A 26,403-nucleotide genomic window follows, 5' to 3' on the forward strand; every position below is an offset into this window, starting at 1 on the left:
TCCCGATAGCCGCCAACCCGCCGTCGTAGCGGAGCGGGTCAAGGTGGAGCGCCGTTGACGCGCGAAGCGCTCGATGGCGACGACCTTGAGGCGCGTAGCGGAGACGGCCACAATCGGGCGGCGGGAAAGGAGGGAACCCCAGTCGGCTCTCCATAGCTCTGCCGCCTGAGCTGGTTCTCTAGGCGCTGTCGGCCTGTGGATTCAGTCTGTGGTGCCGGCCTGTGGATTCAGTCTGTGGTGCCGGCCTGTGGATTCAGCCCGTGGTGTCGGCCGCCGCGCGTTGGCCAGAGACTTCACTTCGCCAATGCCCCTCAGCTACCTCGCACTCTCCTGAACCGGGTGGACAGCGGGCCTGCCGCCTCCGGACGGGTGGCCCTGGATCGGCCCGCCCCGCTTCCCCGCTTACCACTCAAGGGACCCGAAGACTTCGCGAGAGTTCGATCTCGGATGTCGACAGGCCGATCTGTCGCTTTACTGTCTCCGGTCTGCTCTACTGTCTCCGGTCTTCCGCCGTCGTACCGCTGCGTCTCGGAGTGTGGACTCCTCTGGCTCGTACTTCTTTCCCGTGACCGAGAGGGCGCAGGGTGCCAGAAGTCCCCCGTCAGCAGGGATTTCTCACCGACCGTTCGGTCAGGACATATGTTCCTAGCTGCGAAAATCAGAATTCGCTATGGAAAGTTGCCTGAGTCACATGGCATGGTGTCCTGGGGCTCATGATCTGCCCGGCTATCCACCGCTCTGTCCCGTGGCGATGGTGCCGTCCGGCGTGGGCCCTTCAGTGAACTCGGCCCCTCAAGCCGGTAGAGAACCTACGGAGCAGCAATGGCGACTTCTGACGCCGCGGTCTCAGGACCTGGTGGAACCCTCGACCCCATAGAGAAGCGAAAAGTCCTCGCGGGGACCATGGTCGGCACCACCATCGAGTGGTACGACTTCTTCATCTACGCCCAGGCAGCGGGTCTGGTGCTGGCGCCGCTCTTCCTGGCGCCGCTGTCCGACTCCAACCCGGTCGTGGCACAGGTCCTCTCGTTCGCGACCATCGGCATCTCCTTCCTCTTCCGGCCGTTGGGCGCGATCGTCGCCGGCCACCTCGGCGACCGGTTCGGGCGTAAGCGGATCCTGGTGTTCACCCTCGTCCTGATGGGTGTCGCGACCTGTGCGATCGGTCTGCTGCCCACCTACGCCCAGATCGGCATGGCGGCACCGATCATGCTGATCTTCCTGCGCATCCTCCAGGGGTTCTCCGCCGGCGGGGAGTGGGGTGGCGCCGCCCTGATGGCGGTCGAGCACGCCCCGGTCAAGAAGCGCGGGTACTTCGGCTCCTACCCGCAGATCGGTGTGCCCTGCGGCATGATCCTGGCGACTCTCGTCCTGTGGGGGATCACCGCGGCCATCGGAACCGAGGCCTTCATGGACTGGGGCTGGCGCATCCCGTTCCTGCTGTCCTTCGTGCTGATCATCGTCGGTCACCTGATCCGCAAGACCGTGGAGGAGTCCCCGGTCTTCAAGCACATGCAGAACCGCCGGGCTAAGTCGTCGGCCCCGCTGGGCAAGCTGTTCCGCAATCACACCAGGGCGGTCGTGCTCTCCGCGCTGATCTTCGTCGCCAACAACGCCGCCGGATACCTGGTCATCGCCTTCCTGGCGACGTACGCCTCGCGCCCGGTGGAGGAGTTCGGGCTCGGTATGGAGCGGAGCCCAGTGCTGCTGGCGACCGCGCTGGCCTCGTTCGGCTGGCTGATCTCCACGCTCTACGGCGGCTGGATCAGCGACAAGCTCGGCAGGGTCCGCACCTTCCAGCTCGGTTACGTCCTACTGGCCGCTTGGGCGGTCCCGATGTGGTTCATGGTCGACACCGGCAACATCTACATGTACTTCCTGGGTGTCTTCATCTTCACCCTGACCTTCGGGCTGAGCTACGGTCCGCAGTCGGCGCTGTACGCGGAGATGTTCCCGGCCGAGGTCCGGTATTCGGGTGTGTCCATCGGCTACGCTCTCGGCGCGATCCTGGGCGGTGCCTTCGCGGCGATGATCGCGGAGATGATCCTGACGTCCTTCGGCGTCTCGTGGATGATCGGCGTCTACATCATCGGCCTCTCAGTGGTCTCCTTCATCGCGGTCTCGCTGGTGAGCAAGCGCATCCAGGGAGTGGACCTGCACGCGGACGCGAGCGAGCCCACCAGAGCTGCCTGACCAAGCAGCCCTAGGAGCTCCTCGGAGGGGTCGGCGGACCACCGCTTCGGCGGCCGCCGACCCTGTCTTTCGTCTCCCACTGCCCCTCCTGCTGCCCCTCCTGCCGGCCGTCTCCCGGCCGTCTCCCGGCCGCCTCCCGACGAGGAGGCCTGTCGAGAACACGCCTTGTCGATCGGCCGCTTTGTCGACACGGGGCGGGGCCGGCCCGCCGATAGACTCCCGGACTTCGGTACGCGGGATCCCGGCGCAACGGACTCCGGCGCACTGGAACCGGCATTCGCGGCGAATGGAAGGGCGGGCCATGCTTCCCGACATGCGATGGGTCAACGAGCCTCCGGGATGGGCGGTGGACGGGGGCGTCCTGACCGCAACCACCGGGGACCGGACCGACTTCTGGCGGGAGACCTACTACGGATTCGTCCGTGACGACGGACACTTCTGTGCGGCGGAGGTCGAAGGTGACTTCACCGCACAGGTGACCTTCTCCGGCGACTACGAGGAGCTCTACGACCAACTCGGACTGATGGTCCGGGTGGACGAGCGCAACTGGGTGAAGACCGGGGTCGAGTACACCGACGGGGTCCCGCACCTGAGCGCCGTGGTCACGAGGGACGTCTCCGACTGGTCGGTGGTGGTGCCCGCGGACCCGGGCCCGGAGTTCACCCTGAGGCTGACCCGGCGACGGGATTCGGTGCAGGTTCAGTACTTGGAGAACGGGGAATGGCGGATGCTCCGGCTGGGGTACCTGGTCCCGGCGGAGCGGTGCCTCGTGGGTGTGATGTGCTGTTCCCCGCAGCGGGCCGGGTTCCGCGCTCGCTTCAGGGACCTCACGGTCACCGGGTCGGTCCCCGAGGGCATCCACTGAGGTAGGGCCCTCGGGGACCGTCCGGGGCGGCCCGTCGATCTGCCGATCTGTCGGCTTGTCGAGCTGTCGACAGGCCGCCCCTGAGGGATCACCTCGGCTGTAAGCGGGTCAGCCGACGACATCCCGTACGTGGTCGATGACTCCGCCGTTCCACATCATGGAGATGTGCTCGACGCATCCGGTCTCGATGTTGTCCGCCCCGGGCAGGGAGGTGCTGTCCGTCGGTGAGATGACGGCGTCACAGGAGGACCTAATGGTGGTGTACCCGACCGGCCCCGGCGTGGGGTCGTTGTTGAGACCGTCCAGGAAGCCGGATCCGTGCCGCATCTCCTCGCAGGGGGTGATCGGCGAGGGGCACAGGTTGGCGATATCGGTCCCGTTGTTGGGGCCGCCGATGGAGACCCACTGGTCGACGGCCTCCGTGCCGCCGAGGTTCTGGATGTAGTAGCGCGAGGACAGGCCGCCCATGGAGTGGGTCACCAGGTGCACTCGGTCGGCGTCGTGCTGGCCCCGGACGTCGTCGACGTGGTCGGCGAGCTCTCCGGCGATGGTGGTGTTCGAACGGGCCCAGTCGTAGGAGAAGACGTGCAGCCGGTCATCGGGGTAGCCGTCGTCGGCCAGGGCGTCGCGCATGTCGTCCCACTGGCCGCCCTTGCCCATGAAGCCGTGGACGAAGACGACGGGGGTGTGCGAGTCGGCGGAAGCGGGTGCGGCGTGCAGGGCCGTACTCAGGACGAGCACGAAACCGCACAGGAGGGGGATCAGGCGTCTCATGCGAGCTCCGTCGGTGGGGGAACTCGATTGTGTGCCCGGCGTCACGCCGAGCGCATCGGCTGAATCGCCGGTCCCTTTACTCGAATTTAACCGACGGGTAACTTAATGGAGTGTGAACCCGCTCACATACTCAGCGCCTCTGTACGGGCGTGATCACGAACTCTCATCCGTCCGCCACCTGCTCGACGCCGCACGCTCCGGCGAGAGCGGCGGCCTGCTCGTGACGGGCGCCCCCGGTACGGGCAGGACGGCCCTGCTGGAACGGGCCGGCGAGGAAGCCCGCGACTTCACCGTGCTCCGGGCACGCGCTGCACCGGGCGAGGGCCGGATCCCCATGGCCGGGCTGCACCAGCTCCTCAGGCCCGCGCTCCCCTACCTGCCCCGCCTGCCGACGGAGCAGCGTACGGTGCTCACCCGGGCCTTGGGCACCGGGGAACCCGCGGAACCCTTTCCGCTGGCCAATGCGGCCCTGGGCCTGATCTCCGAGGTCGCGGCCGAGAGTCCCCTGCTCCTCTGCGTGGACGACTTCCACCTCCTCGACCAGCCGTCGCGGGAAGCCGTGGCCTTCGCCGCGCGCAGACTCACCCACGAAGGGGCGGCGGTCCTGCTCAGCGCACCGGACGGCGACGCGGACCGGCTCGCAGGCATTCCTGTGCTCCGGCTGCGCCCGCTGGGGCGGGAGGCCCTCCTGCTCATTCTGGACAGGGGCGAAGCGACGGCGCCGCCGGTCGCCCGGGAGCTCGCCGATGCGTCGGAGGGCAACCCTCGCGCCGCACTCGAGCTGCTGGACGGGGCAAGTCCCGAACAGCGGTCCGGGGCGGTCGCCCTCGAACAGCCGCCGCGCTCCTTCGGCGGCCTCACCGACGCCTTCGCCGCAGCTCTCTCCGAGCTGCCCGAGACCACCCGCCTCGAACTGGCCAGAGCCGCCGCCGAACCCGGCGACGGCGCCACCGCCGGTTCTCCAAGGGGCTCCCTCGGCCTCCTCGCGGAAGCACGGGTGGCCGGGCTGGTCACCGAGGAGGGCGGCCACGTGGTCTTCAACCACCCGTTGGCCCGCTCCGCCGCCTACCACCTAGCCTCCTCCGCAGGACGGCGTTCCGTCCATCTGGCGCTCGCCCAGGACTACGACGAAGCACAGGACACCGACAGCGCGGCATGGCACCGGGCCCTGGCCGGGAGCGCCCCCGACGAACAGGTCGCCGCGGAGCTCCACCGAGCGGCCTTCCGCGAGGCCGACCGGAACGGCCAGGCCTGCGCCTCCCGCTTCCACGAGCACGCCGCCCGGCGGACCCCCGACCCCGTGACCAGGGGGCGGCGCTTGGCCGACGCCGCCCGATCGGCCTGGTTGTCCGGAAACGCGGTCCGGGCCCGCGGCATCCTCGAACGCGTGCGCTCCGCCCAGGACCAGGTCGACCTGCTCCGCGCCGAGATGGACCTGCGCTCGGGCGTGGCCATCGACGCCTTCCAGCGGCTGGGGACCACCGCGGACCGGCTTGCCGGAAAGGACCCCGGGACCGCGTTGCGCGTGCTGCTCCAGGCGGGGGAAGCCAGTTGCCTCTCCGGCGACCACGAACGCTTCTACGCCACCGCGGAGCGAGCCCGCACCCTCATGGCCGGGCCCGAGGCCGACGCGGGGTCCAGCGGCGACCAGCAATGGAACGGGCTCGTCCTCGACTACATGACCGGCAAGGCGGCCATGTTCCAAGGCCGCCACACGGAGGGCGCCGCACTCCTGGCACGGGCCGAGGACACGGCGGACCGGATCGGTGACCCGCAGGCCCTCGTACTGGGGGGTATCGCGGGCCTGCTCCGCGGTGACCACGTGCGCACGCGGGCCCTGGCCGGACGCGCCGCGGCGGTGGCCCGCCGGACCGGTGCGCTCACCGTCGTGCCCCAGGCGCTGGAGTTCCTCACCTACGCCGAGATGTGGTTCGGCCGACTCGCGCTTGCGGAGGAGAGCGCCGCCGAGGGGATGCGCCGGGCGTACGAGTCCGGGCAGGACAACTGCGCGAGCCACCACCGGGGCGCGCTCGCCTTCGTCGCCGCGATCAGGGGCGAGGAGTCCGAGTGCCGTGAACACGCCGGGGCCGCCCTCGCGCTGGCTGGTGAACACGACGTCGGCCTGCCCGCGGGCCTCGCGGCCTGGGCGCTCGCCCTGCTCGACCTCGGTGCCGGACGCACCGCGGAGGCAGCCGTGCGGTTGCGTGTCCTGGCGCGTTCCGGTCCGGGGAGCGGTCACGCGGCGGTACGCCTGTTGCTCACCCCGCACCTGGTGGAGGCGTCCGTGCGCGGCGGGGTCGAGGTGCGGGTCGACCCCGGTGTGGCGACCTTCGCCAGCTGGGCCGAGGCTACCGGCAACGACACCGCCATGGCCCTGGTGAAGCGCTGCCGCGGGCTGCTCAGCGGCGGCGAGGAAGCGAGCGCGTACTTCGAGAGCGCGCTCGACTTGCACGCCTCCGGTTACTGCGATTTCGAGGAGGCCCGCACCAGGCTGCTGTACGGCGGCCACCTGCGCCGGTCCAGGCATCCGGGCCGGGCCCGCGAGCACCTGCACACCGCCTTGGGGGCCTTCGAGCTGTTGGGCGCCAGACCGTGGGCGCGCCAGGCCGAGGAGGAGCTGCGGGCGGCGCGCGGGAGCACGGCGGTGCGCGAGGAGGCCGGTGTGGACCGGCTCAGCCCGCAACAGCTGAGGATCGCCCGGTACGTCGCGGTCGGGGCCACCAACCGGGAGGTCGCCGCACGCCTTTACCTCAGCACCCGAACGGTCGACCACCACCTGCGCAATATCTACAGCAAGCTCGGGATCCGATCGCGCGTCGAACTGTCCCGCCTAGTGGACGGATAGCTGGATCGCCCCGTCGGCAAATCGCTCCCGGGCCCCGACGGCAAGTCGCTCCCGGGAGAGGTTCCGGTACCCGCGACCACGGCTGCGGGTGCCGGGGAGTCGGGGGCAGTTCCGGGGGACAGGCCTGAGTGTTCGGCGGTGGATCTGTCGACACATCGCTTCGTCGGTATGTAGCCTCATCGGCGGGTCGACTGATCCCTTCGCCGACCTGTTGTTTCACGTGAAACAAGGGACGGATCCCTCCCCACGCCTCTGGCGGTTGCGCCGCCACCGATGGCGCCTGTGCCGGCAGCACGGATGCATCGGCAGTACCGATGCTCGGAGCGACCCATCGGTTCGGGCCGTTTGCGGACGCGGTTCATGAGTACGGATACTCATTCCGGAACGCGTGTACCGGGCGACCATGGTCGGCATGACGAAGAAGACGCCTTTCACTCAGCAGACCCCCGCCCCCGCTACCCCCGCGCCCCCCGGGCTCTCCAAGGCCCACTCCCCCGTGGGCTCGCTTCGCGTGCACGCTGTCCGCTGGGGTCTGGGGCTCGGCGCCCTGGCCCTGGCCGTGGGGACCACCGCCTGCATCCCCTACCAGGACGGCGGCCCCGAAGCGCACCAGGGGGGTGGCGGGCAGGCGTCCTCACCCGAAGCCGAGGACGAGGGCGCAGAGGAGAACGGCAACGGGGACAGCGACAGCGATCAGTACGTCGCGGAGGCCCCCGAAGACCTCTCCGACGTCGGACCTCCGCTCTGGGACGTGTCCGACGCCATAACCGACGACTGGGACGCGAAGCTGCAGGACGGGATCTACACCTACACACACCAGACGAGTACTTGTGTGACGACCCTGCACAGCAACGCCGGGGAGGACAACACGTCGGGGCAGGAGGGTGACCCGCAGAGCAGTATCGACAGCTGGGCCCAGTCGTTGGAGGGCGAGGTCGGTCCGGTGGAGGTCACCCCGCGCCCGGTCGTCGAAGTGGAGAACCACGGCGGGCCCGCCCAGTTCCAGGTCGCGGACCTGGAGTACACCGATAGCGACGGGGTCGACTACACCGTCCGCATGTTCGCGCAGTGGTTCGAGCTGTCCGAACTGGTCATGGCCTTCAGTTGTGAGCCCGGGGACTTCGACGCGCAGAGCTCCGAGATGGAGGGGTTCCTCGACCGGCTCGCCGTCCACCGGAACGTCTGATCGGGCGACATGCTCCCGTGTCGTCCGATCGGAGGACACCGGGGGCGTCGCACCGGCCCCACCGGAGGACACCGCGCGACTGTGCACCTCGCTAATCTCGTGGCCACAACCACGAATACACGAGCTCCGAGGTGTACATGACCCCCCACCCGCACGCTTTCGAGCTGTACGACCTCTGCAAGGGATTCGGCGCGAAACAGGCAGTCGACCACGTCAGCCTCGCCGTTCCCAGCGGATCCTTCTACGGACTCGTCGGCCCCAACGGCGCGGGGAAGACCACTTCGTTGACCATGGCGGTCGGCCTGCTCCGACCGGACAGCGGCGGGGCCCGGGTCTTCGGCGCCGACGTGTGGTCCGACCCGGTCCGGGCCAAGTCGATGATCGGTGTCCTGCCGGACGGCATGGCCATGCCCGAACGCCTCACCGGCCGGGAGCTGCTCACATACCTCGCCCAGCTCCGCGGGCTGGACCGGGAACAGACCCGGGAGCGGGTGGACGACCTGCTGGTCGGCCTGGGCCTGGACGAGGCCGAGAACACCCTCATCATCGAGTACTCGGCGGGTATGCGGAAGAAGATCGGGCTGGCCGGGGCGATGGTCCACGCGCCGCGGCTGCTGGTCCTGGACGAACCCTTCGAAGCGGTCGACCCCATCTCCGCGACGGTGATCAAGGGGATCCTGCGCTCCTTCACCGACGCGGGCGGTTCGGTGATCATCTCCAGTCACGTCATGGCGCTCGTCGAGCAGGTCTGCGACCACGTCGGGGTCATCGCCCGCGGCCAGGTGCTCGCCTCGGGCACGACGGAGGACGTGCGGGGAGACCACGAGAGCCTCGAAGGGGCCTTCGTGGACCTCGTCGGTGCCCCCGAGCCGGTGAAGGGGTTCTCATGGTTGGCGTGATGGTCCGCATGAAGCTGGCGATCCTGCGCAACGGGTCCAGTACGCGCCGGATGGTCGGTGGCGCGGCCGGCCTGGCCCTGGCGATCGCCACCGTGATGGTCTCCGTTTTCGCCCCGCTGGAAGCGGTGGTCAGCCTCCTCTCGACCGTCCTTGGTGTGTGGCTGGTGTGCTGGGTGGCGGGCCCTTCGGGCGGTAGCGGCGGTGACGAGTCGCTGCGGCCGGAGTACTTCGCCCTGGAGCCCGTGCCGCTCCGGACGGTCATGCTGGGTCTGCTGGCCTCGTCCTTCGTGGGTGTCACGGTCCCCGTCACGACGGTGGCGGCCCTCTCACTGTTGACCCTGGCCATCCGCTTCGGTCCGGTCGCCGCGCTGGTGTCCTTGGCCGCGATCCCGCTCACGGTGGTCGTGATCGTCCTCTGCTCCCGAGTGTTCACCGCGATGGTCAGCGCCGCCCTGCGCACCCGCGTCGGGGTCGAGATCAGCGCGATCCAGAGCGCGGCGGTCCTGGCCACCGGGTTCTCGGTCTTCATGGTCTACCAAGCGGTCTCCCAGCACACGGACGTCTTCGCGCAGTTGTGGAACGAGGGGGTGGCCGCCCCGTACTCGACCGTCGCGCTCGCCCTGCCGTCGGGCTGGGGCGTGTTCGCCGTCCAAGCTGCGGGGGAGGGTTCCCTCCTGGCCGCCCTCGGCGCGGTGGTCGGACTGCTCGCGCTCGCCGTGGGCCTGCTCGCCGTGTGGGGTGTGCTGGTCCGCAAGCGGGTGAGCAGCCCGACCACCAGCCCGGCGCGGAGCGGCCGCGGCGTCACCAGCGTGCTCCAGTGCTTTCTGCCGTCCGGTCCGCTGGGCGCGGTGATGGCCCGTGAACTGCGCACGTGGGGCAAGGACCCGAGGCGAGCCCTCGAACTGCGCGTGGCCCTGTGGACGGGTGTGCTGGTCTGCGCGATGGGACTGCTGGTGGGGATGGCCTTCATGATCCCGCTGGCCGGTCTGGTCATGGTCGCCCTGGCCGCCCTGATGTCGCTGAACGTCTACGCCTTGGACGGCAGTGCCCTGTGGCAGACCCTGCTCACCCCGGGCGCTGAGCGGCGGGACGTACGGGGCCGCCAGCTCACGTGGTTGCTGGTCTTCGTGCCGATCTCGCTCGTGGTGTCGGTGGGCGGCATCGTGTTCACCGGACAGGACTGGGCGTGGCCCTGGGTGGCGGCGGTGCTCCCGGCACTGACTGGCGCGGGTGTCGGTCTGAGCGTGCTGTTCGCGGTCTCGTGGCCCGCGCCCGGACCGGAACCGCACCGGCACGGTGGAAGCCCGCTGGCCTCCGGCGATCCGTCGGGGCAGTTCACGGTGCTGTTCCCGCTGCTGCTGGTGTGTGCTGCCCCGCCCGCTGCCCTGGTGGGCCTCGGTGTGTTCACCGACAACCCGAACTTCGTCTGGGCCGCGGTCGCCTTCGGTGCCGTCGAAGGGCTGTTGCTGGGCTGGGGCCTGGGACGGGTGGCCTACCGCAGGCTGGAGACCCGGGGGCCGGAACTGCTCAACACCCTGCGGTGGGGGTGGGACGCCACGGCGGGGAAGAGCGTGGAGCCGTCCGCCGCGGAGCGCGCCGAAGCCGGTCCGGGCCAGGCCGGCCCCGGCCAGGACGGTTTGGGTGAGGTCCGGGACACTGAGGGAGAGTGGGCATTCCTCAACCGGATCGAGCGCAGTGTCGACAACATGTCGAGCGGTGCCGGGGCCGCGCTGGCGGTACTGGGACTCACCTTCTGGCTGCCGTTCTACCAGGGGGTGGCCTCGCTGATCGGAACCCTCGCGGGGACGGAGCACCCTTCCTGGCATCTGCCGCTCTACCTGCCGCAGGCCCTGCAGGTCCCCGCGGCGCTCGGCATGCTCCTGTTGGGCGCGGTGATGCTGGGCACCATGGCGCGGATCCTGTTCCGCCCGGCCCCCGGCAGGGACACCGGTTCCGCGTCCCGTACCTCGGAACCGGACGGGGAGCGGGCGGCCGGCGACTGAGCCGGGCGGGCCGTTTTCGGCCCGGTCCGCGCCGGTGTCCGGGGCCGCGGGGATCAGGCGTCGCGCACCTGGTCCTCGCGGTGGACGACGGGGGGCTCCACTGACCAGGGGAAGTTGATCCAGCGGTCGGTGTGCTTCCACACGTACTCGCACTTGACCAGGGACTGCGGCTTCTCGTAGATGACCGCGCTACGCACCTCCGCGGTGTGCTCGGCGCAGAAGTCGTGCACGAGTTTGAGCGTCTTCCCGGTGTCCGCGACGTCGTCGGCGACCAGCACCCTCTTCTTGCCGAAGTCGACCACGTTGGGCACCGGCGGCAGCATGACCGGCATGTCCAGCGTCGTGCCGACCCCCGTGTAGAACTCCACGTTCATGACGTGGAGGTTCTTGACGTCCAGGGCGTATCCCAGCCCGCCGGCGACGAAGAGCCCGCCCCGGGCGATGGACAGGATGATGTCGGGCTCGTACCCGTCGTCGGCGATCGCCTGGGCCATCTCGCGCATCGCCGTACCGAAGAGCTCGTAGGTCAGGTTCTCGCGCTCGTCGCTCACGGTCGGTTCCCCCCGGTGTTCCGCTGGTTGTCGGTGTGCGCGGAGCCTCGCAGGTCAGCCCGTTCGCGGCACCGGTACATGCTAATGCCGCGTCAGTCGGGGTTTGCCCGACGGGGTGAACCTCGGCTGACGCGGCATTGGCGAGGTCCCATCACCCGACGGGCGCCAGGTGCGGTCTGAACGGGTCGGTTCGTCGAGAAGTCGATACGGGGACAGGGAGACCTGTCGACTCGTGGGTTCCGCGTCACGCATGGACGTGTCCCCGGCCACATGTCCAAGTCGACCCGTGTTCCGCATCACATGCATAGACAAATGGATGCGCTGGCCGGGAACTTTCGCGACATTTTCTTGATTATGTCCGGTTTGTGGCGAACAGATGGCCTGAAATAGCACCATGTCCCTGTACAGATCTTCCGTGAAACAGGAGGTTGCAGCATGGCTGAACACCAGGGCCTTCTCCCCTCCGAGCTGCCCCTACGGCTGCTCGACGAGTCCGGCGCCCAGGTCGACAGCGCCGACCTGCGGATGCCCGGCTCCAAGCGCCTCCTCGAGGCCTACACCTCCCTGGTGATCGGCCGACGAGTCAACGACCAGGCCAGCGCCCTCGTCCGCCAGGGCCGCCTCGCCGTCTACCCCTCCTCCCACGGACAGGAGGCCTGCCAGACCGGCGCCGCCCTCGCGTTGGCCGACGGTGACTGGCTCTTCCCCACCTACCGCGACACCGCCGCCGTCATCGCCCGCGGCGTCGATCCGGTCGAGGTCCTCACCCTCCTCAAAGGTGACTGGCACGCGGGATACGACCCCTACGGCCACAACGTGGCGCCGCAGGCCACTCCGCTCGCCACCCAGCTCCTGCACGCCGTCGGCGTCGCCCACGCCGCTCGACTGCGCGGTGAGGACACCGTGGTCATGGCGCTCTGCGGCGACGGAGCCACCAGCGAGGGCGACTTCCACGAGGCCCTGAACTTCGCTGCGGTCTTCAAGGCACCGGTCGTGTTCTTCGTGCAGAACAACGAGTACGCGATCTCCGTCCCCCTGGCCAAGCAGACCGCCGCGCCCTCCCTGGCACACAAGGGCGTCGGCTACGGCGTCAACGGCGAGCGCGTGGACGGCAACGACGCCGCCGCCGTCCTCGCCGTCCTGGAGCGCGCCGTCGGCGCCGCCCGCTCCGGTGAGGGGCCGCAACTGGTCGAGGCGCACACCTACCGGATGCAGGCGCACACGAACGCCGACGACGCCACCCGCTACCGCAGCGACGACGAGGTCGACCCCTGGGTGGCACGGGACCCGCTGCGGCGCATGGAGACCTACCTCAAAAAGAAGCGGGTGCTCACGAAGGCCAAGCAGGCCGAGATCACCGAGGAGGCGGAGAGGGTCGCCACCCACATGCGCGAGGGCGTCAACCGGGACGTCGAGCCCGACGGGGCGGACCTGTTCGCGCACGTGTTCGCCTCACCCACCCCGCAGCTGGCGGAGCAGGCCGCCTTCCTGGCCGACGAACTGAGCAGAGAGGGCAACTGACATGGCGACCGAGAAGCTCTCCATGGCGCAGGCGCTCAACCGGGCGATGCGCGACTCCCTCGCCGAGGACCCGTCCGTCTTCGTCTTCGGCGAGGACGTCGGCCCCCTCGGCGGCGTCTTCCGCATCACCGACGGCCTCACCGCCGAATTCGGTGAGGACCGCTGCTTCGATACCCCGCTCGCCGAGTCCGGCATCGTCGGCATGGCCGTGGGCATGGCGATGAACGGCATGCGCCCGGTGGTCGAGATGCAGTTCGACGCCTTCGCCTACCCGGCCTTCGAGCAGATCGTCAGCCACGTGGCCAAGACCCGCAACCGCACCCGCGGCCGGGTCGCCCTGCCGATGGTCATCCGGGTCCCCTTCGCGGGCGGCATCGGCGGGGTCGAACACCACTGCGACTCCTCCGAGGCGTACTACGCGCACACCCCGGGCCTGAAGGTCGTCACTCCCGCCAATCCCGAGGATGCCTACTACCTGCTGCGCGACGCCATCGCCTCCCCCGACCCCGTGGTGTTCATGGAGCCCAAGAAGCTCTACTGGGCCAAGGAGGAGGTGGACTTCGACCGGCCCGCGCCCGGGATCGGCGAGGCCGTGGTCCGGCGCGAGGGCGCCGACGCCACCCTCATCGCCTACGGCCCCTCCGTCCCCACCGCGCTGGAGGCCGCCGAGGCCGCCGCCCAGGAGGGCCGCAGCCTCCAGGTCGTGGACGTGCGCTCCCCCGTCCCCTTCGACGACGAAACCGTGTGCGCCGCGGTGCGCTCCACCGGCCGCGCCGTCGTGGTCGCCGAAGCCAGCGGATACGCCAGCGTCGCCTCGGAGATCGCCGCCCGGGTCACCGAGCGCTGCTTCCACTCCCTCGCCGCCCCGGTACGCCGGGTCACCGGCTTCGACATCCCCTTTCCCCCACCGAAGCTGGAGCGCTTCCAACTGCCCAGCGTGGACCGCATCCTCGACGCCGTCGACGACCTGCAGTGGGAGGACCAGTGACCGACCAGATCTTCGACCTCCCCGACCTGGGGGAGGGCCTCACCGAGGCCGAGGTCGTGAAGTGGCTGGTGTCCGTCGGCGACACCGTCACCCTCGACCAGCCGATCGCCGAGGTGGAGACCGCCAAGTCCATCGTCGAGGTCCCCTCGCCCTTCGCCGGGACCGTCAGTGTCCTGCACGGTGAGGAAGGCGAGGTCATGGTGGTCGGCGAGCCGCTCATCACCGTGGCGACGGCTGCGGCCCCGCCGGTCGCGGAGGCGTCTGAGGCCGCACCGGTTGCGGAGGCGGCCGCTCCGGCGGCCCAGGCCGACACCGCGGGGGAGCGCTACCGCGAGGAGGAGCGCGCGGGCGCGGGTTCGGGCAACGTCCTGATCGGCTACGGTACCCCCGAGTCCACGGGCTCCGGTCGCCGCCGCCGTCCGCGCAGCCGCCCTCCGGCACGCGGTGAGCAGCCGCCGAAGCCCGAGGCGAACCCGGCCCCCGCCGAGAGCACACCGGTGCGCCGCGTCCCGCTGGTCACCTCGCCGCTGGTCCGCCAGATGGCCAGGGAAGCCGGGGTGCGCGTGGCCGAGATCGAGGGCAGTGGCCCGGGCGGACTCATCACCAGGCGCGACGTACGCTCCGCGATCGAGGCGGCCGGGGCCAACACCGCTCCGGTTCCGTCCGCCTCGGTCGCGGTCCCCTCTCCCGCGGCGGCACCGGTCCCCGCACCCTCCCCCGCGGGCGCACCGGCCCCGGTCGAGCCCGGTGCGGTGGACCGCCGCACCGGGCTGGCCGAGTCCCAGCGCGTGGCCATGGGCGGGTTCCGCAAGAGCGTCGCGAACTCGCTCTCGCGTAGCCGCACCGAGATCCCCGAAGCCACCGTGTGGGTGGACGTGGACGCCACCGAGCTGGTCCGACTGCGCCATTCGGACCCCTCCGGCCCCGGGCTGCTGGCCTACCTGGCGCGCTTCGTACTCGCCGGCCTGCACGCCCACCCCGAGCTCAACGGCTTGGTGGACACCGAGCGCGACGAGCTCGTCCAGTACGACGGCGTCAACCTCGGCCTGGCGGTGCAGACCGACCGCGGCCTGGTCGCCCCTGCCGTGCTGGGTGCGCACAAGCTCACCACCATGGAGCTGGACACGGAGATCAGGGCGCTCACCCAGGCTGCCCGGGAGGGGAAGGCCACCCCGGCCCAGATGGGCGGGGGAACGTTCACGCTGAACAACTTCGGTTCGCTCCGCGTGGACGGCAGTGCCGCCATCATCAACCACCCCCAGGTCGCGATCCTCGGCGTCGGCCGAATCATCGACCGCCCTTGGGTGGTGGACGGCGAACTGACGGCCCGCAAGATCACGCAGCTGTCGTTCGCCTTCGACCACCGCGTGTGTGACGGCGGTACGGCCGCGGGTTTCATGCGCGTGGTGGCTGACGCCATGGAGAACCCGGCCCAGGCCATCGCCCGCCTGTAGACCGGGTCCACCAGGGAGTCGGCAAGAGACGGAGCGCCCCGGAGGGAGTCGGCACCCCCCGGGGCGCTTCCCCGTGTCGGGCTCCGCTGGTCGCGGTCCGCCGACTGCGTACAGGTCAAAGGCGTCCGCGGCCGGCCGGGTTCCTACCCGCGGACCATCCGTTCCAGGAGTCCGGCGACCACGGCGATCTGGTGCGGGGTGCGACTGACCAGCAGGTGCTCGTCGCGCGAGTGCGGCCCCGCGCCCACCGCGCCCAGCCCGTCGAGCACGGGACGGCCCAGTGCGGAGACGAGGTTGGCGTCGCTGGCCCCGCCGACCGCCGTCTCACCCAGGCGGACCCCCAGGTCGTCGGCGACCTCCCGCAGGGTGGCGAAGGCCCGCTCCGAGGGCGGGTTGGGGTTCATCGGCGGCCGGTTCCACTCCCCCGTCACCGCGACGGAGATCCGGGGGTCGGAGACCCCGAGAGCGGCCAGCCCTTCGTCGACCCGCCCCATTTCCTCGGGCTCCTGCACCCGCACGTCCACCTTGCAGAGGGCGCGACCGGCCACCACGTTGCGCCCCGTGCCGCCGGAGACCGTCCCCACGTTCACGGTGGTGCCCCGGTCGGGCGCGGACAGGGCGGTGATCCGGGGCAGCACCTCGGCCAGAGCGTGGACCGCGCTCGCCCCGGCAGCCGGGTCGAGGCCCGCGTGGGACTCCACCCCGCGCACCTCCACGTCGAAGAGCCCCATGCCCTTGCGGCGGGACTTCACCATGCCCTCGCGGCTGGGTTCGAGGACGAGGGTGAGGTCCACCCCCTCGCTGGCGCGCTCGATGTGCGGGCGCGATGCCGGGCTGCCGATCTCCTCGTCGCCGGTGAGCAGCATCCGCACCTCGGGGTGGGGCAGTCCCAGCTCCCGCAGCAGCCGCAGCACCCAGACGCTGTGCACGATCCCGGCCTTCATGTCGAAGCAACCGGGGCCGGTGAGGCTGTCCCCCGCGATGGTCACGGGCCACCCGTCCAGGGTGCCGCCCGGCCAGACCGTGTCGTAGTGGCTGAGGAAGAGCACGCTCCCCGGCGCGGTGCCGGGGTAGGTGAGTTCCAGGACGTCGCCGTACGCGCCGCCGCCGTGCCGGACCCGGTCGGCCGGGTCACCCAGCCGTTCCGCCAGCCAGGACTCGATGCCGTCCAGCCCCGCCGACAACAGGGGCGGTTCGTGGCTGGGGGTCTCCAGCTCGACGATTCGGCGCAGGTCCGCGATGATCAGGTCCAAGTCCCGCTCGGCCGCCGCGGCCAGTTTCTCCGTCGCAGTGTCAGTCATGTCGCGACCCTCTCAGTTCGGCCGGATCGTAGGTTGACCGGTTCCTTCCGAGCCGGGACGTCGCCCGCACCGGTCTCCCTGTTGTACCGGTTCTCCCCACTACACCGGGACGCCCGGGCCCAGCGGCAGTCCAAGTGCCCACCAGCCCAGGAACAGGAGCGTCCAGCCGGTCAGGATGGTCAGGGAGATCGGCAGCGTGAGGGAGACGAGCGTGCCGATCCCCGCGTCCTTCCGGTACCGCTGGAGGAAGCCCAGCACCATGACGAAGTACGGGCTCATGGGGCTGATGACGTTGGTGCTGGAGTCGGCGATCCGGTAGAGCGCCTGGGTGGTCTCCGGCGGAATGTCGAGGAGCATGAACATGGGCACGAAGATCGGCGCGATGATGGTCCACTGCGCCGACCCGCTCGTGATGAACAGGTTCATCGTCGTCGCGAACAGGATCATGCCGAGGAACAGCAGGACCGGGTGCACACCTGCTTCGTCGAGGAAAGCGGCCCCCCGGATCGAGAGGATCTCCCCCATCCCGGTCCAGGAGAAGTAGGCGAGGAACTGCGAGGCGGCGAAGAACAGCACCACGACGGGCGCGAGGTCGCGCACGCCCGGCACCATCGCCGGCGGGATGTCCCGGGTCTTCTGGATGGTGCCGACGGTACGGCCGTAGACCGCGCCGACCAGGAAGAAGAGGATGCCGAGGACGTAGGCGATCCCGGTGATGACCGGCGACTCCAGGACCGATCCGTCCTCACCGCGGAAGGGCGAGGCCGCCGGTGCCAGCGCCGAGGCGAACGCCGCGACCACGACCAGCAGGGTCAGCGCCGCGTTGCGCAGCCCGCGGCGCTCGGCGGTGGTCAGGCGCATGGAGCCCAGGTCGCCCTCTACCCCTTCGCCGTCCTGGCGCAGTCCCTCCGTCCGTTTGGACAGGAGGAACTCGGTGACGAGGGTGATCAGTGTCGCGAGCACGATCGCGGACACGAAGGTGAAGAAGTAGTTGTCCAGGGCCGTGACGAGGTATCCCGGCTCGACGAAGCCCGCGGCCTCCGTGGTCAGACCGGCCAGGACCGCGTCCGTGGGCGTGATGAGCAGGGATGCGTTGTACCCGGCGGACACGGATCCGAACGCCACGATCAGCCCCAGGACCGGGCTGCGCCCGGCTGCCTGGAACAACAGGGCGCTCAGCGGGACGAGCACCACGTAGGCGGCGTCGGAGGCGACGCTGCCGGTGACACCGGTCAGAGCGACCGCGAAGGTCAGCCATTTCGCGGGAACCCGGGTTACCCCGCCTCGGAGCATCGCGTTGAGCAGACCGCTCTGCTCTGCCACCGAAACGCCGAGCATCACGACGATGATGACCCCGAGGGGCGGGAAATTGACGAAGTTCTCGACGGCGTCACCGAAGATCACCTGCATGCCCTCGGCGGAGAGCAGGCTCCTGACCTCGATGACCTCGCCGTCGATCGGAGAGGTCGCCGAGACGTTGAGGGCGTTGAGTGCCGCACTCAACAGGATCACGATCAAGGCCATGATCGTGAACAGCCAGAACGGGTGCGGGAGCTTGTTGCCGACCCTCTCGATGAACTGGAGCGCCCCCAGGACCATGCGCATGGGGAGGCGGGGGCGCGTTCGCTCGGACGTGGTCAAGGGGGCTCCTCGTCGACGGCGCGGTAAGCGGGTCATCACGACATCGGGGGACCCGCACATTCCACGTGGAGGTGTGGACCGTGTCAACTACTGGTGCCGTGGTTCCCTCGGATCCCTCCTGGGGTCGACCCCCGCTCGGTCAGTGCTCCACACCGGCACGCATCCGGCGGAGGCGCGGACCGAAGGCGCCCCGGACCGCGGCCGCGGCGGCGAGGTCGCCAAGAGGGCCCAACCCGGTGCTGATCTCCACCAGGTCGGTGTGCAGGGTGCCCGCACCGTGCGGCTCGACCGTGTGCGTGTGCCGCCAGAAGCGGAACGGCCCCCGCACCTGGAGGTCGGTGAACGACCGGCCTTCCTCGTATGCGTCGATGACGGCGGTCCAGCGCACGGGGAAGTACCCTGCCGCACCCCAGCGCAGGTCCAGGACCTCGCCCCTGCCGAAACGCCCGGGCCAGTGCAGGACCTCCACCCCCGGCGGCATGGCGTCCACGAAGCCCTCCTCGCTGAGGGTAAGCGCGAACACCCGCTCCGGCGGCGCCGCGAAGTACTCGGTCACCCGTAGCTTGGTGGTGCGTCTCGGACGGATCCTCGGGTCACGGTCCCCCTGTCGCACGTCTCCCCCTAGCGTCTGTGGGCCAGCATGCCAGCCGACCCCGGCCGGAGTGTGTCGCGGCCTGGCGCGGCGGTGCCCCGGAACGCTCTTGCTCCCGGGACACCGCCTCCGTGGTGCCTAGGTGCCGAGGAAGCCCAACAGGAGCTCGTTGACCCGGTCCGCGTGGGTCCACAGCAGACCGTGCGGTGCGCCCGGGATCTCCACGTACTCGGCAGAGGGCAGTAGCTCGGTGAACCGGCGGGCGGTCGCGTCGATGGGCAGGGTCCGATCGGCGGTCCCGTGCACGATCAGCGAAGGAACGTCGATTCTCGGGATGTCCTCACGGAAATCGGTGATCCAGGTGAGCGGGCAGGCGGCCGCGGCCACCGCACCCATGCCCGAGCCGGTGTTCCAGCTGTTGCGGACGGCCTCCTCGCTGATCCGGCTGCCGAGGTTCTGGTCCAGGTTGTAGAAGTCGTGGAAGAAGCCGGTCAGGTGGGCGTACCGGTCGGCCTCGACCTGGGCGACGATGTCCTCGAAGAAGTCCCTCGGGGCCGCACCGCCGGGGTTGTCGTCGGCCTTCAGCAGATAGGGCTGGAGTGAGCCGAGGAAAACCGCCTTCGAGATCCGGTCGGAACCGTAGGCGCCCAGGTAACGGGCGATCTCTCCGGTGCCCATAGAGAAGCCCACGAGCACGGCGTCCTCGAGGTCCAGACTCTCCAGGACGGTCCTCAGGTCGGCGGCGAAGGTGTCGTAGTCGTACCCGTCCGAGGGGTGCGACGATTGCCCGAAGCCCCGCCGGTCGTAGGCGATCACCCGGTAACCGGCGTTCAGGAGAGCGGTGGTCTGCCTCTCCCAGGAACGTCCGTCGAGCGGGTAACCGTGGATGAGGACGACCGGTCGGCCGTTCCCTTGGTCCTCGTAGTACAGCTCGACCGGCTCGGTGTTCTCGGCGTCAACGGTAATGCGTCCCATGCTGCCCCCTACTTGCGTCGGGAACGGTGGTCATCACACCCCAACCACCCTAGGAAGCGGTGGCTTTCCGGAGAATAAAGGCAGGTTATGCCTTGGGCCCGGACACGGCGGTACCCCCGGTCTGAGAACCGGGGGCACCGCTGCCTCTCCCCGCCTTCCCCTGTCGCCATGCGGTCATACCGCCATGTCGACAAGGCGACGGGCCGATCGGGTCCTGTCGTTACCCGTCGCCCTTGGCCACCAGGGTGAGGACGTCGTACGTGGCGACCGCCTCCCCGTCCTGGTCGGTGACGACCGCGTCCCAGCGGACTTCGCCGTAGTCGGCGTTGGTGCGCGGGGTGATCTGCTTGGCGGTCAGCGTCACCTTGATGGTCGCGTCCTCCTTCACCGGGGTGAGGAAGCGCAGGTGGTCGACGCCGAAATTGGCGAGCACGGGGCCCGGTGCCGGGTCCACGAACAGGCCCGCTGCCAGGGACACCACCAGGTAGCCGTGCGCCACGATCCCGCCGAACAGCGGGTTGGCGGCCGCGGCCTCCTCGTCGGTGTGCGCGTAGAACGTGTCACCGGTGAACTCGGCGAAGTGGTCGATGTCGGCGCGGGTCACCGTGCGCTCGGCCGACTCGATGGTGTCGCCGATCCGCAGCTCGGTCAGGTCCTTGCGGAACGGGTGCACGTCTCCGACGGCGCGGCGCGACCCCGTCGTCCAGTGCCCGGTGATCGAGGTGATCATGTCCGGGGAACCCTGGACTGCCGTGCGCTGCATGTGGTGCTTGACGCCGCGGACACCGCCCATCTCCTCGCCGCCGCCGGCGCGGCCGGGGCCGCCGTGGACCAGGACGGGCATAGGCGAACCGTGCCCCGTCGACTCCTTGGCGTCGTCCCGGTCCAACACGAGGATGCGACCGTGCCAGGGGGCGACGCCGAGGACGACCTCGCGGGCGACGTTCTCGTCGTGGGTGACCAGCGAACCGACCAGGCTCCCCTGGCCGCGCGCGGCGAGCTCCACCGCCTCGGCGACCGTCCCGTACGTGATGACGGTGCTGACCGGGCCGAAGGCCTCCACGTCGTGCGGTTCCTTCGCGCCGGGTTCGGCGCGGAGGAGGATCGGCGACATGAACGCCCCCGACTCGTCGTCCGCGCCGTTCACCTCCACCCGCTCAGGGTCGCCGAACACCAGCTCGCTGGAGGTGCGCAGGGCCTTGACCGCCTTGCGGACCTCCTCGCGCTGGTCCAGGGAGACCAGCGGGCTCAGACGGGAGTCGGGGTTGTCGGCCGCGCCCACCACGACCTTGTTCAGTCGGTCGGTCAGCGCTTCGGTGACGGCTTCGGCCATCGGTTCGGGCACGATGACGCGGCGGATGGCGGTGCACTTCTGGCCCGCCTTGACGGTCATCTCGGCCACGACCTGCTTGACGTACAGGTCGAACTCGGGGTCCTCGACCTTCACGTCCGGGCCGAGGATCGAACAGTTGAGGGAGTCGGCCTCGACGTTCAGCTGGACACCGCCGGTGACCACGTTCGGGTGGTTGCGCAGGATCGCGCCGGTGGCCGCGGAACCGGTGAAGCCCACGATGTCCTGCGGGCCGAGGTTGTCGAGCAGCCCCCGGTGGCTGCCGACCAGGAGCTGGATCGACCCTTCGGGCATCAGGCCGGACTCGACCATCCGCTTGACCACGGCGACGGTCAGGTAGGCGGTCTGCCCCGCGGGCTTGACGATGCTGGGCAGGCCCGCGAGAAAGGCCGGGGCGAGCTTCTCGAGCATGCCCCAGACGGGGAAGTTGAACGCGTTGATCTGCACGGCCACGCCCGGGCGGGACGTGTAGACGTGCTGGGCGACGAACGTGCCGCCCTTGCTGAGCTGCTCCAGCGGGCCGTCGAGGACGACGGTCGAGTTGGGCAGCTCGCGGCGGCCCTTGCTGGAGAAGCTGAAGAGGGTGCCGAAACCACCGTCCACGTCGACCATCGTGTCGCGCTTATTGGCGCCGGTCCGGTGGGAGAGGGCGTAGAACTCGTCCTTGTACCCCATGAGGTGCTTGGCGACCTCCTTGAGGATGTTCGCCCGCTGGTGGAAGGTCAGTGCCCGCACCGCGGGCCCGCCGGCCTCGCGCGCGTACTCGACCATCGCGGCGACGTCGGGGCCGTTCTTCGAGATCCGGGCGACGGTCTCTCCGGTGTTCGCGTCGGCCAGGGGCGCACCCTCGTCCGCGGGGGTGAACCACGAACCCTGCGCGTAGCTCTCCAGTACTTCGGACACGTGAGGTCCTCTCCTCGGTGTGGGTCTCTGGGGACAGTATTACAGACCGATCGGTCAGTAACTAGTCGCATGGCGATGGCACCCCGCCGCACCAGCGGTTTCCCGCGGGGCCGCACGCCACGGAACACGCACTCGGGGGTCACCTGTCCAGGCAGGCGGAGGCCGCTTACCTTGGACCCATGACGAACTACGCGCGGATGTACCGTCTCGGCTTCACCCCTTGGGAGCGCTACGGCCCCGCGGCCGGGGCCCAGCTCCGCTCTTGGCTCGAACGCGAGTCGAAGGACCGCGAGAGCCCCGGTAGGGCCCTCGACATCGGCTGTGGCCGGGGCCAGTTCACGCCCGAACTCGCCCGCCACGGCTGGGAGGCGGTCGGCCTCGACTTCGTGCCCGCAGCCATCGAGGCCGCCCGCGAGAAGAACGCCGACGACGTCACCTACGTCGTCGGCGACGCCACCGACCTCTCACCCGACCTGGGCACCTTCGACCTGTTCCTGGACATCGGCTGCTTCCAAGGGCTCGACCAGACCCAACAGGCCGCCCAGGGCCGCAGCGTGACCGCGCTCGCCGCCCCTAGCGCCACCCTGCTCATGCTCGCCTTCGGCCCGTCCATCTACCGGCGCATGGTCGAGGGGGTCTCCCAGGCGGAGATCGAAGCGGCCTTTCCCGAATGGGAGCTGACCGACGTGGAGGACGCGTCCACCGAGGGTCTGGGCTGGCCCATGAACCGCACCAACCCCAAGTGGTACCGCTTCCGCCGCGTCTCAGGGTGACCGTGGCCGTCACCTCCGAACCACGGTGAGGCTTCCGAGCCGCGGTGAGGATCCGGCGTACCTCGGACGGTTCCGCGGGATATCATGCGTGCACTTGGCGGTGACGGTAGGGCAGCTGGCCTGAACCACGATGTCCCGGACAGCCTGGTGGGGGCGATCGACGCGGATGCCGGGAAGCAGAGGCACCCCCGCAGCGCGTACCTGAACGCCAACGCACGGTTCGAGGATCCGGACGTCATGGAACGGGCAAGGGAATGATCTGGCTGATCGACAAGTCCGCCTTCGTGCGTCTGGCCTCAAGCCCCGACGCACCCGAATGGGCCTCCCGTATGCAACGGGGCATGGTGTGCATCTCGGCCATCACCCGGTTGGAGGTCGGATCGGCCGCACAGTCCGGAGCCGAGCTGCGGGACTTCATGGCGCGCCCGCCGTTCTCGGTCATGCCGGTCCAGAACGCCACACCCCCGATGGAGGGTCGTGCGATCGAGGTTCAGGTGATGCTCGCGGACAAGGGGCTGCACCGGGGCCCGGGCGCCCCCGACCTCCTCGCCGCGGCGATCGCCGAACTCGCCGGCCTGACCCTCCTCCACCTGGACAAGGAGTTCGAGCTCATCGCCGAAGTCACCGGGCAGCCGGTGGAACGCCTCCGCATGGCTTGAGACGGGGGTGCCGCCCCGGTGCCGCGGGTACGCCGGAGCGGAGGTCGGTGCCGGTCTCAGGAAGCGGCAGTCGCGGTCCGTACTGCCTCTGGCGCCGGTCTGGTGCACGCGCGAATCGAATTCCGGCACAACACGGGCCAGATATTCAACTGCGTCCTCTTTCCGGTGGTCTCGCTGGTGCTGCTGTATTTCGTTACTGACAGCTTGGTGTCGGAGGCTGAAATGTCCGTCGCCACTCGGGCGATTTCCGGGGTCCTCGCTATGAACATCGTGTTCACCGGGATGATCGGCCTAGCCATGATGCTCATCGTGCTCGTACCGGCGGGGCTGCTGTTCATAGCGGTCGTGGCGGTGTCCGGCGTGTTCTTCCCCCTGGCGGCCCTCCCCCAGTGGGCGCAGTGGATCGGTCTGGGGCTGCTTCCAGCGATGCTTCCCGAGGCGATAGCCGACGTTGAGCTGGCCTCCTCCCGGCAGCACATGGAAACGTTCGGGGTACTCGGCGCCTGGGCGGCCATCGGTTTCGTCGTGGCTCCCGTCGTGCTGCGCGGGATGGCCGGGAACACGTCGGGATCGCGTGTCACACCGCTCAGCTGGAGGGCGGCGCGGCAGGAGAACAATTAACCGATAACCGACTTCACCGTCCCCCGCGCTCTCTTTTGCTTTTACCGGCGAACCCGGGGGCCTACACTGAATGGGTGTTCGGAAGGGTGCGAATCTGGCTGCGGAATCACGTCATGCTCGTCGACACGATCAGCATCGCGCCTTTCGTGCTTCTCACCGCTGGCGCGCTCCTCGGACACACGGGGGACGGGGCCCACGGTCTGCTGTCCGCGCCCCCGCACCTGGTGATCACTTTCGCACTCCTGCTGCCCCTGGCCATGCGGCGCACTCTCCCAGTCGCGGTGTTCGCTGTCGTCGCGGCCGTGGCAGCCGTGCAGATAGTGCTGGGAACCGGGCTGATCGTCGCCGATCTCGCCGTCGTCATCGCCCTGTACACCGTCGCGGCGCACTGCCGCCTCCTGTGGTCGGTCACGGCGCTGGGCGTCGTCGAGGCGGGCCTGGTTCTGATCATGGTCCAGTCGCCCTACGCCAGCTGGGACGACTGGGGCGCTTTCGCGGCCTACACCTTTCTCATCCTGCTGTGCTGGGTCACCGGGCTCTACGTCCGGGTTCGTCGGCGCTACTTCGCCGGTTTGGAGGAGCGCGCGCAGTGGCTGGAGCGTGAACGCGACGCCCGCGCGCAGGCCGCGGTGGCGGAGGAGCGGGAGCGTATCGCCCGGGAGATGCACGACGTGGTCGCGCACAGTCTCAGCGTGATGGTGGTGCAGGCCGAAGGCGCCACGTACGCGGTCGACCGCGCTCCGGACCGGGCCAGAACAGCTTTGGAGACCATCGCGGGGACCGGCCGGGCGGCGTTGGCCGAAGTGCGCGGGATACTCGGAGTCCTCCGCGGTGACGACGGCGCGGAGGAGTACGCGCCGCGGCCCGGTATCGGGCAGTTGGGCCAGGTGGTCGACCAGGTGCGTGCCGCGGGACTGCCGGTGGAGTTCACCGTCGAGGGCGAGCAGCGCCCACTCGCCACGGGGGTGGAACTGGCTGCCTACCGGGTGGTCCAGGAAGCGTTGACCAACACGCTCAAGCACGCCGGTCCGGGCGTGGGCAGCGTCCGGGTGGAGGTGCGCTACGGCTCGGACACCTTGGAACTGCGGGTTCTCGATGACGGGTGGGGCTTGTTCGCTCCCAGGGGGACGGACCAGGACCGGGGGCACGGCCTGATCGGTATGCGCGAACGCGTGTCCGTCTACGGCGGATCCGTGCGGGTCGGCCCACACGAAGACGGAGGGTACGAGGTCGTGGCTTCGCTGCCGCTGCGCCGCCGTTCCGGTTGAGGTGAGAGGAGAGTGATGGAGACGTCGAACGGCCAGCCGGACGAGAGGATCCGGGTCGTCCTCGTCGATGACCAGGATCTGGTGCGAACCGGCTTCCACATGGTCCTGGACGCCCAGCCCGACATGAGGGTCGTCGGTGAGGCGGGGGACGGGGCCGAAGCGCTCGAACTACTGGAAACCGTGTCAGCTGACATCGTCGTCCTCGACGTGCGGATGCCGCGGATGAACGGTGTGGAGGCCGCACGGCGTATCTGCGCCGCGGAGGGAGGTCCGCGGGTGTTGATCCTGACCACCTTCGACCTCGACGAATACGTCCATGCCGCGCTGCGGGCCGGGGCCAGCGGTTTCCTCCTCAAGGACGCCCCGGCGGCCGAACTGCTGTCGGCGATCCGGTCCGTCCATTCCGGTGACGCGGTGGTCGCCCCCAGCGCCACCCGCAGGCTCCTCACCCGGTTCGCCAGCCGCCTGCCCGCGGCGGACGGGAACCCGGTGCGCCACGAATCCCTCAACGCGCTGACCAAGCGTGAGCTCGAGGTCCTCGTACTGATGGCCCGTGGAAAGTCGAACACGGAGATCGCCGACCGGCTGTACGTGTCCGAGACGACCGTGAAGACGCACGTGCGGCGCATCCTGACCAAGCTCGATCTGCGTGACCGTGTGCAGGCGGTGGTCTTCGCCTACGATTCCGGCCTGGTTGACGGCCGCGGAGGAGGTCAGGGCACCGCCGCGGGTTAGGGCATGTTCGGCGGACACTTACCCTGCTGCGCGTCGCCCCAGCGGCACTTGCACTGCGCATCTCTCAGTCGACAGCCGAACCCGGGCGGGCCCCCGCTGTGCGATGCTGCCGAGCTTGCGAGGCAGCGCACAGCAGGGGAACTCCTTCTTCGGCCTTGTGCCAGCACCACTGGACACGCCCGTTCGTCGCCCGCCACCAACCCTCAACGGACGCCTACGGCGCAGCACCCCCGTTCGTCGCCCGCCACCAACCCTCAACGGACGCCTACGGCGCAGCACCCCCGTTCGTCGCCCGCCACCAACCC

The 26,403-nt window shown here is 69.7% G+C and carries 22 protein-coding genes; 15 read left to right on the forward strand and 7 right to left on the reverse strand.

The window, feature by feature from the left end:
- Nucleotides 1-822: 822 nt before the first annotated feature.
- Nucleotides 823-2,193: an MFS transporter gene (locus ACYVD1_RS30980; RefSeq protein ID WP_460778036.1), complete on the forward strand. Its 1,371-nt coding sequence runs from the start codon at nt 823-825 to the stop codon at nt 2,191-2,193.
- A 313-nt stretch (nt 2,194-2,506) separates the two neighbouring features.
- Nucleotides 2,507-3,058, forward strand: a complete 552-nt coding sequence (locus tag ACYVD1_RS30985) for a DUF1349 domain-containing protein (protein ID WP_460778037.1) — start codon at nt 2,507-2,509, stop codon at nt 3,056-3,058.
- Between the two features lie 108 nt (nt 3,059-3,166).
- On the opposite strand, the gene ACYVD1_RS30990 is transcribed toward ACYVD1_RS30985, so the two are convergent.
- Entirely contained in the window at nt 3,167-3,832 is a 666-nt protein-coding gene (locus ACYVD1_RS30990; protein ID WP_460778038.1) for an esterase/lipase family protein, read from the reverse strand.
- Nucleotides 3,833-3,944: 112 nt separating this feature from the next.
- On the opposite strand from ACYVD1_RS30990, the gene ACYVD1_RS30995 reads away from it, so the two are divergent.
- From ACYVD1_RS30995 to ACYVD1_RS31010, 4 genes are all read left to right on the forward strand, one after another.
- Complete coding sequence (locus ACYVD1_RS30995; RefSeq protein WP_460778039.1) at nt 3,945-6,677, forward strand: AAA family ATPase; 2,733 nt, start codon at nt 3,945-3,947, stop codon at nt 6,675-6,677.
- Nucleotides 6,678-7,089: 412 nt separating this feature from the next.
- Nucleotides 7,090-7,863 (forward strand): hypothetical protein, encoded by a 774-nt coding sequence (locus ACYVD1_RS31000; protein WP_460778040.1) that lies wholly within the window; start codon nt 7,090-7,092, stop codon nt 7,861-7,863.
- Nucleotides 7,864-8,000: 137 nt separating this feature from the next.
- Nucleotides 8,001-8,762: an ABC transporter ATP-binding protein gene (locus ACYVD1_RS31005; RefSeq protein ID WP_460778041.1), complete on the forward strand. Its 762-nt coding sequence runs from the start codon at nt 8,001-8,003 to the stop codon at nt 8,760-8,762.
- Nucleotides 8,750-10,765 carry a hypothetical protein gene (locus tag ACYVD1_RS31010; RefSeq protein WP_460778042.1) on the forward strand — a complete coding sequence of 672 codons (2,016 nt, stop codon included), beginning with the start codon at nt 8,750-8,752 and terminating at the stop codon, nt 10,763-10,765. The genes ACYVD1_RS31005 and ACYVD1_RS31010 overlap by 13 nt, the downstream gene beginning before the upstream one ends.
- A gap of 53 nt (nt 10,766-10,818) precedes the next feature.
- On the opposite strand, the gene ACYVD1_RS31015 is transcribed toward ACYVD1_RS31010, so the two are convergent.
- Nucleotides 10,819-11,316, reverse strand: a complete 498-nt coding sequence (locus ACYVD1_RS31015; RefSeq protein ID WP_460778043.1) for a phosphoribosyltransferase — start codon at nt 11,314-11,316, stop codon at nt 10,819-10,821.
- A gap of 435 nt (nt 11,317-11,751) precedes the next feature.
- Between ACYVD1_RS31015 and pdhA the strand changes: the two genes are divergently transcribed.
- From pdhA to ACYVD1_RS31030, 3 genes are read left to right on the forward strand one after another with little or no spacing between them, the layout of a single operon-like run.
- A complete protein-coding gene (gene pdhA / locus ACYVD1_RS31020) occupies nt 11,752-12,837 on the forward strand; it encodes a pyruvate dehydrogenase (acetyl-transferring) E1 component subunit alpha (RefSeq protein WP_460778044.1) in 1,086 nt (361 codons plus the stop codon).
- A gap of 1 nt (nt 12,838) precedes the next feature.
- Nucleotides 12,839-13,825: an alpha-ketoacid dehydrogenase subunit beta gene (locus tag ACYVD1_RS31025; protein WP_460778045.1), complete on the forward strand. Its 987-nt coding sequence runs from the start codon at nt 12,839-12,841 to the stop codon at nt 13,823-13,825.
- Complete coding sequence (locus ACYVD1_RS31030) at nt 13,822-15,279, forward strand: dihydrolipoamide acetyltransferase family protein (protein WP_460778046.1); 1,458 nt, start codon at nt 13,822-13,824, stop codon at nt 15,277-15,279. Before ACYVD1_RS31025 ends, ACYVD1_RS31030 begins: the two co-directional genes overlap by 4 nt.
- 143 nt (nt 15,280-15,422) lie before the next feature.
- On the opposite strand, the gene ACYVD1_RS31035 is transcribed toward ACYVD1_RS31030, so the two are convergent.
- The 5 genes from ACYVD1_RS31035 to paaZ all read right to left on the reverse strand — a co-directional run bounded on the left by ACYVD1_RS31035 (nt 15,423) and on the right by paaZ (nt 22,042).
- A complete protein-coding gene (locus ACYVD1_RS31035) occupies nt 15,423-16,580 on the reverse strand; it encodes a M20/M25/M40 family metallo-hydrolase (RefSeq protein ID WP_460778047.1) in 1,158 nt (385 codons plus the stop codon).
- 99 nt (nt 16,581-16,679) lie between these two features.
- A complete protein-coding gene (locus tag ACYVD1_RS31040) occupies nt 16,680-18,185 on the reverse strand; it encodes an AbgT family transporter (RefSeq protein ID WP_460778056.1) in 1,506 nt (501 codons plus the stop codon).
- Nucleotides 18,186-18,360: 175 nt separating this feature from the next.
- Entirely contained in the window at nt 18,361-18,777 is a 417-nt protein-coding gene (locus tag ACYVD1_RS31045) for an SRPBCC family protein (protein ID WP_460778048.1), read from the reverse strand.
- 174 nt (nt 18,778-18,951) lie between these two features.
- Nucleotides 18,952-19,788 (reverse strand): alpha/beta fold hydrolase, encoded by an 837-nt coding sequence (locus tag ACYVD1_RS31050; RefSeq protein ID WP_460778049.1) that lies wholly within the window; start codon nt 19,786-19,788, stop codon nt 18,952-18,954.
- A gap of 220 nt (nt 19,789-20,008) precedes the next feature.
- Complete coding sequence (paaZ, locus tag ACYVD1_RS31055; protein WP_460778050.1) at nt 20,009-22,042, reverse strand: phenylacetic acid degradation bifunctional protein PaaZ; 2,034 nt, start codon at nt 22,040-22,042, stop codon at nt 20,009-20,011.
- Nucleotides 22,043-22,221: 179 nt separating this feature from the next.
- Here paaZ and ACYVD1_RS31060 point away from each other — a divergent pair, with 179 nt between their 5' ends.
- The 6 genes from ACYVD1_RS31060 to ACYVD1_RS31085 all read left to right on the forward strand — a co-directional run bounded on the left by ACYVD1_RS31060 (nt 22,222) and on the right by ACYVD1_RS31085 (nt 26,098).
- Nucleotides 22,222-22,815 carry a class I SAM-dependent methyltransferase gene (locus ACYVD1_RS31060; protein WP_460778051.1) on the forward strand — a complete coding sequence of 198 codons (594 nt, stop codon included), beginning with the start codon at nt 22,222-22,224 and terminating at the stop codon, nt 22,813-22,815.
- An 84-nt stretch (nt 22,816-22,899) separates the two neighbouring features.
- Nucleotides 22,900-23,073, forward strand: coding sequence for a hypothetical protein (locus tag ACYVD1_RS31065; protein ID WP_460778052.1), 174 nt, complete (start codon nt 22,900-22,902; stop codon nt 23,071-23,073).
- Nucleotides 23,070-23,474: a PIN domain-containing protein gene (locus tag ACYVD1_RS31070; protein ID WP_460778053.1), complete on the forward strand. Its 405-nt coding sequence runs from the start codon at nt 23,070-23,072 to the stop codon at nt 23,472-23,474. The genes ACYVD1_RS31065 and ACYVD1_RS31070 overlap by 4 nt, the downstream gene beginning before the upstream one ends.
- A 222-nt stretch (nt 23,475-23,696) precedes the next feature.
- Entirely contained in the window at nt 23,697-24,095 is a 399-nt protein-coding gene (locus tag ACYVD1_RS31075; protein WP_460778054.1) for a hypothetical protein, read from the forward strand.
- Nucleotides 24,096-24,181: 86 nt separating this feature from the next.
- Entirely contained in the window at nt 24,182-25,363 is a 1,182-nt protein-coding gene (locus ACYVD1_RS31080; protein WP_460778057.1) for a sensor histidine kinase, read from the forward strand.
- 15 nt (nt 25,364-25,378) lie between these two features.
- Entirely contained in the window at nt 25,379-26,098 is a 720-nt protein-coding gene (locus tag ACYVD1_RS31085) for a response regulator (RefSeq protein WP_460778055.1), read from the forward strand.
- Nucleotides 26,099-26,403: the final 305 nt, after the last annotated feature.

The sequence above is a fragment of the Nocardiopsis nanhaiensis genome (assembly GCF_054778635.1).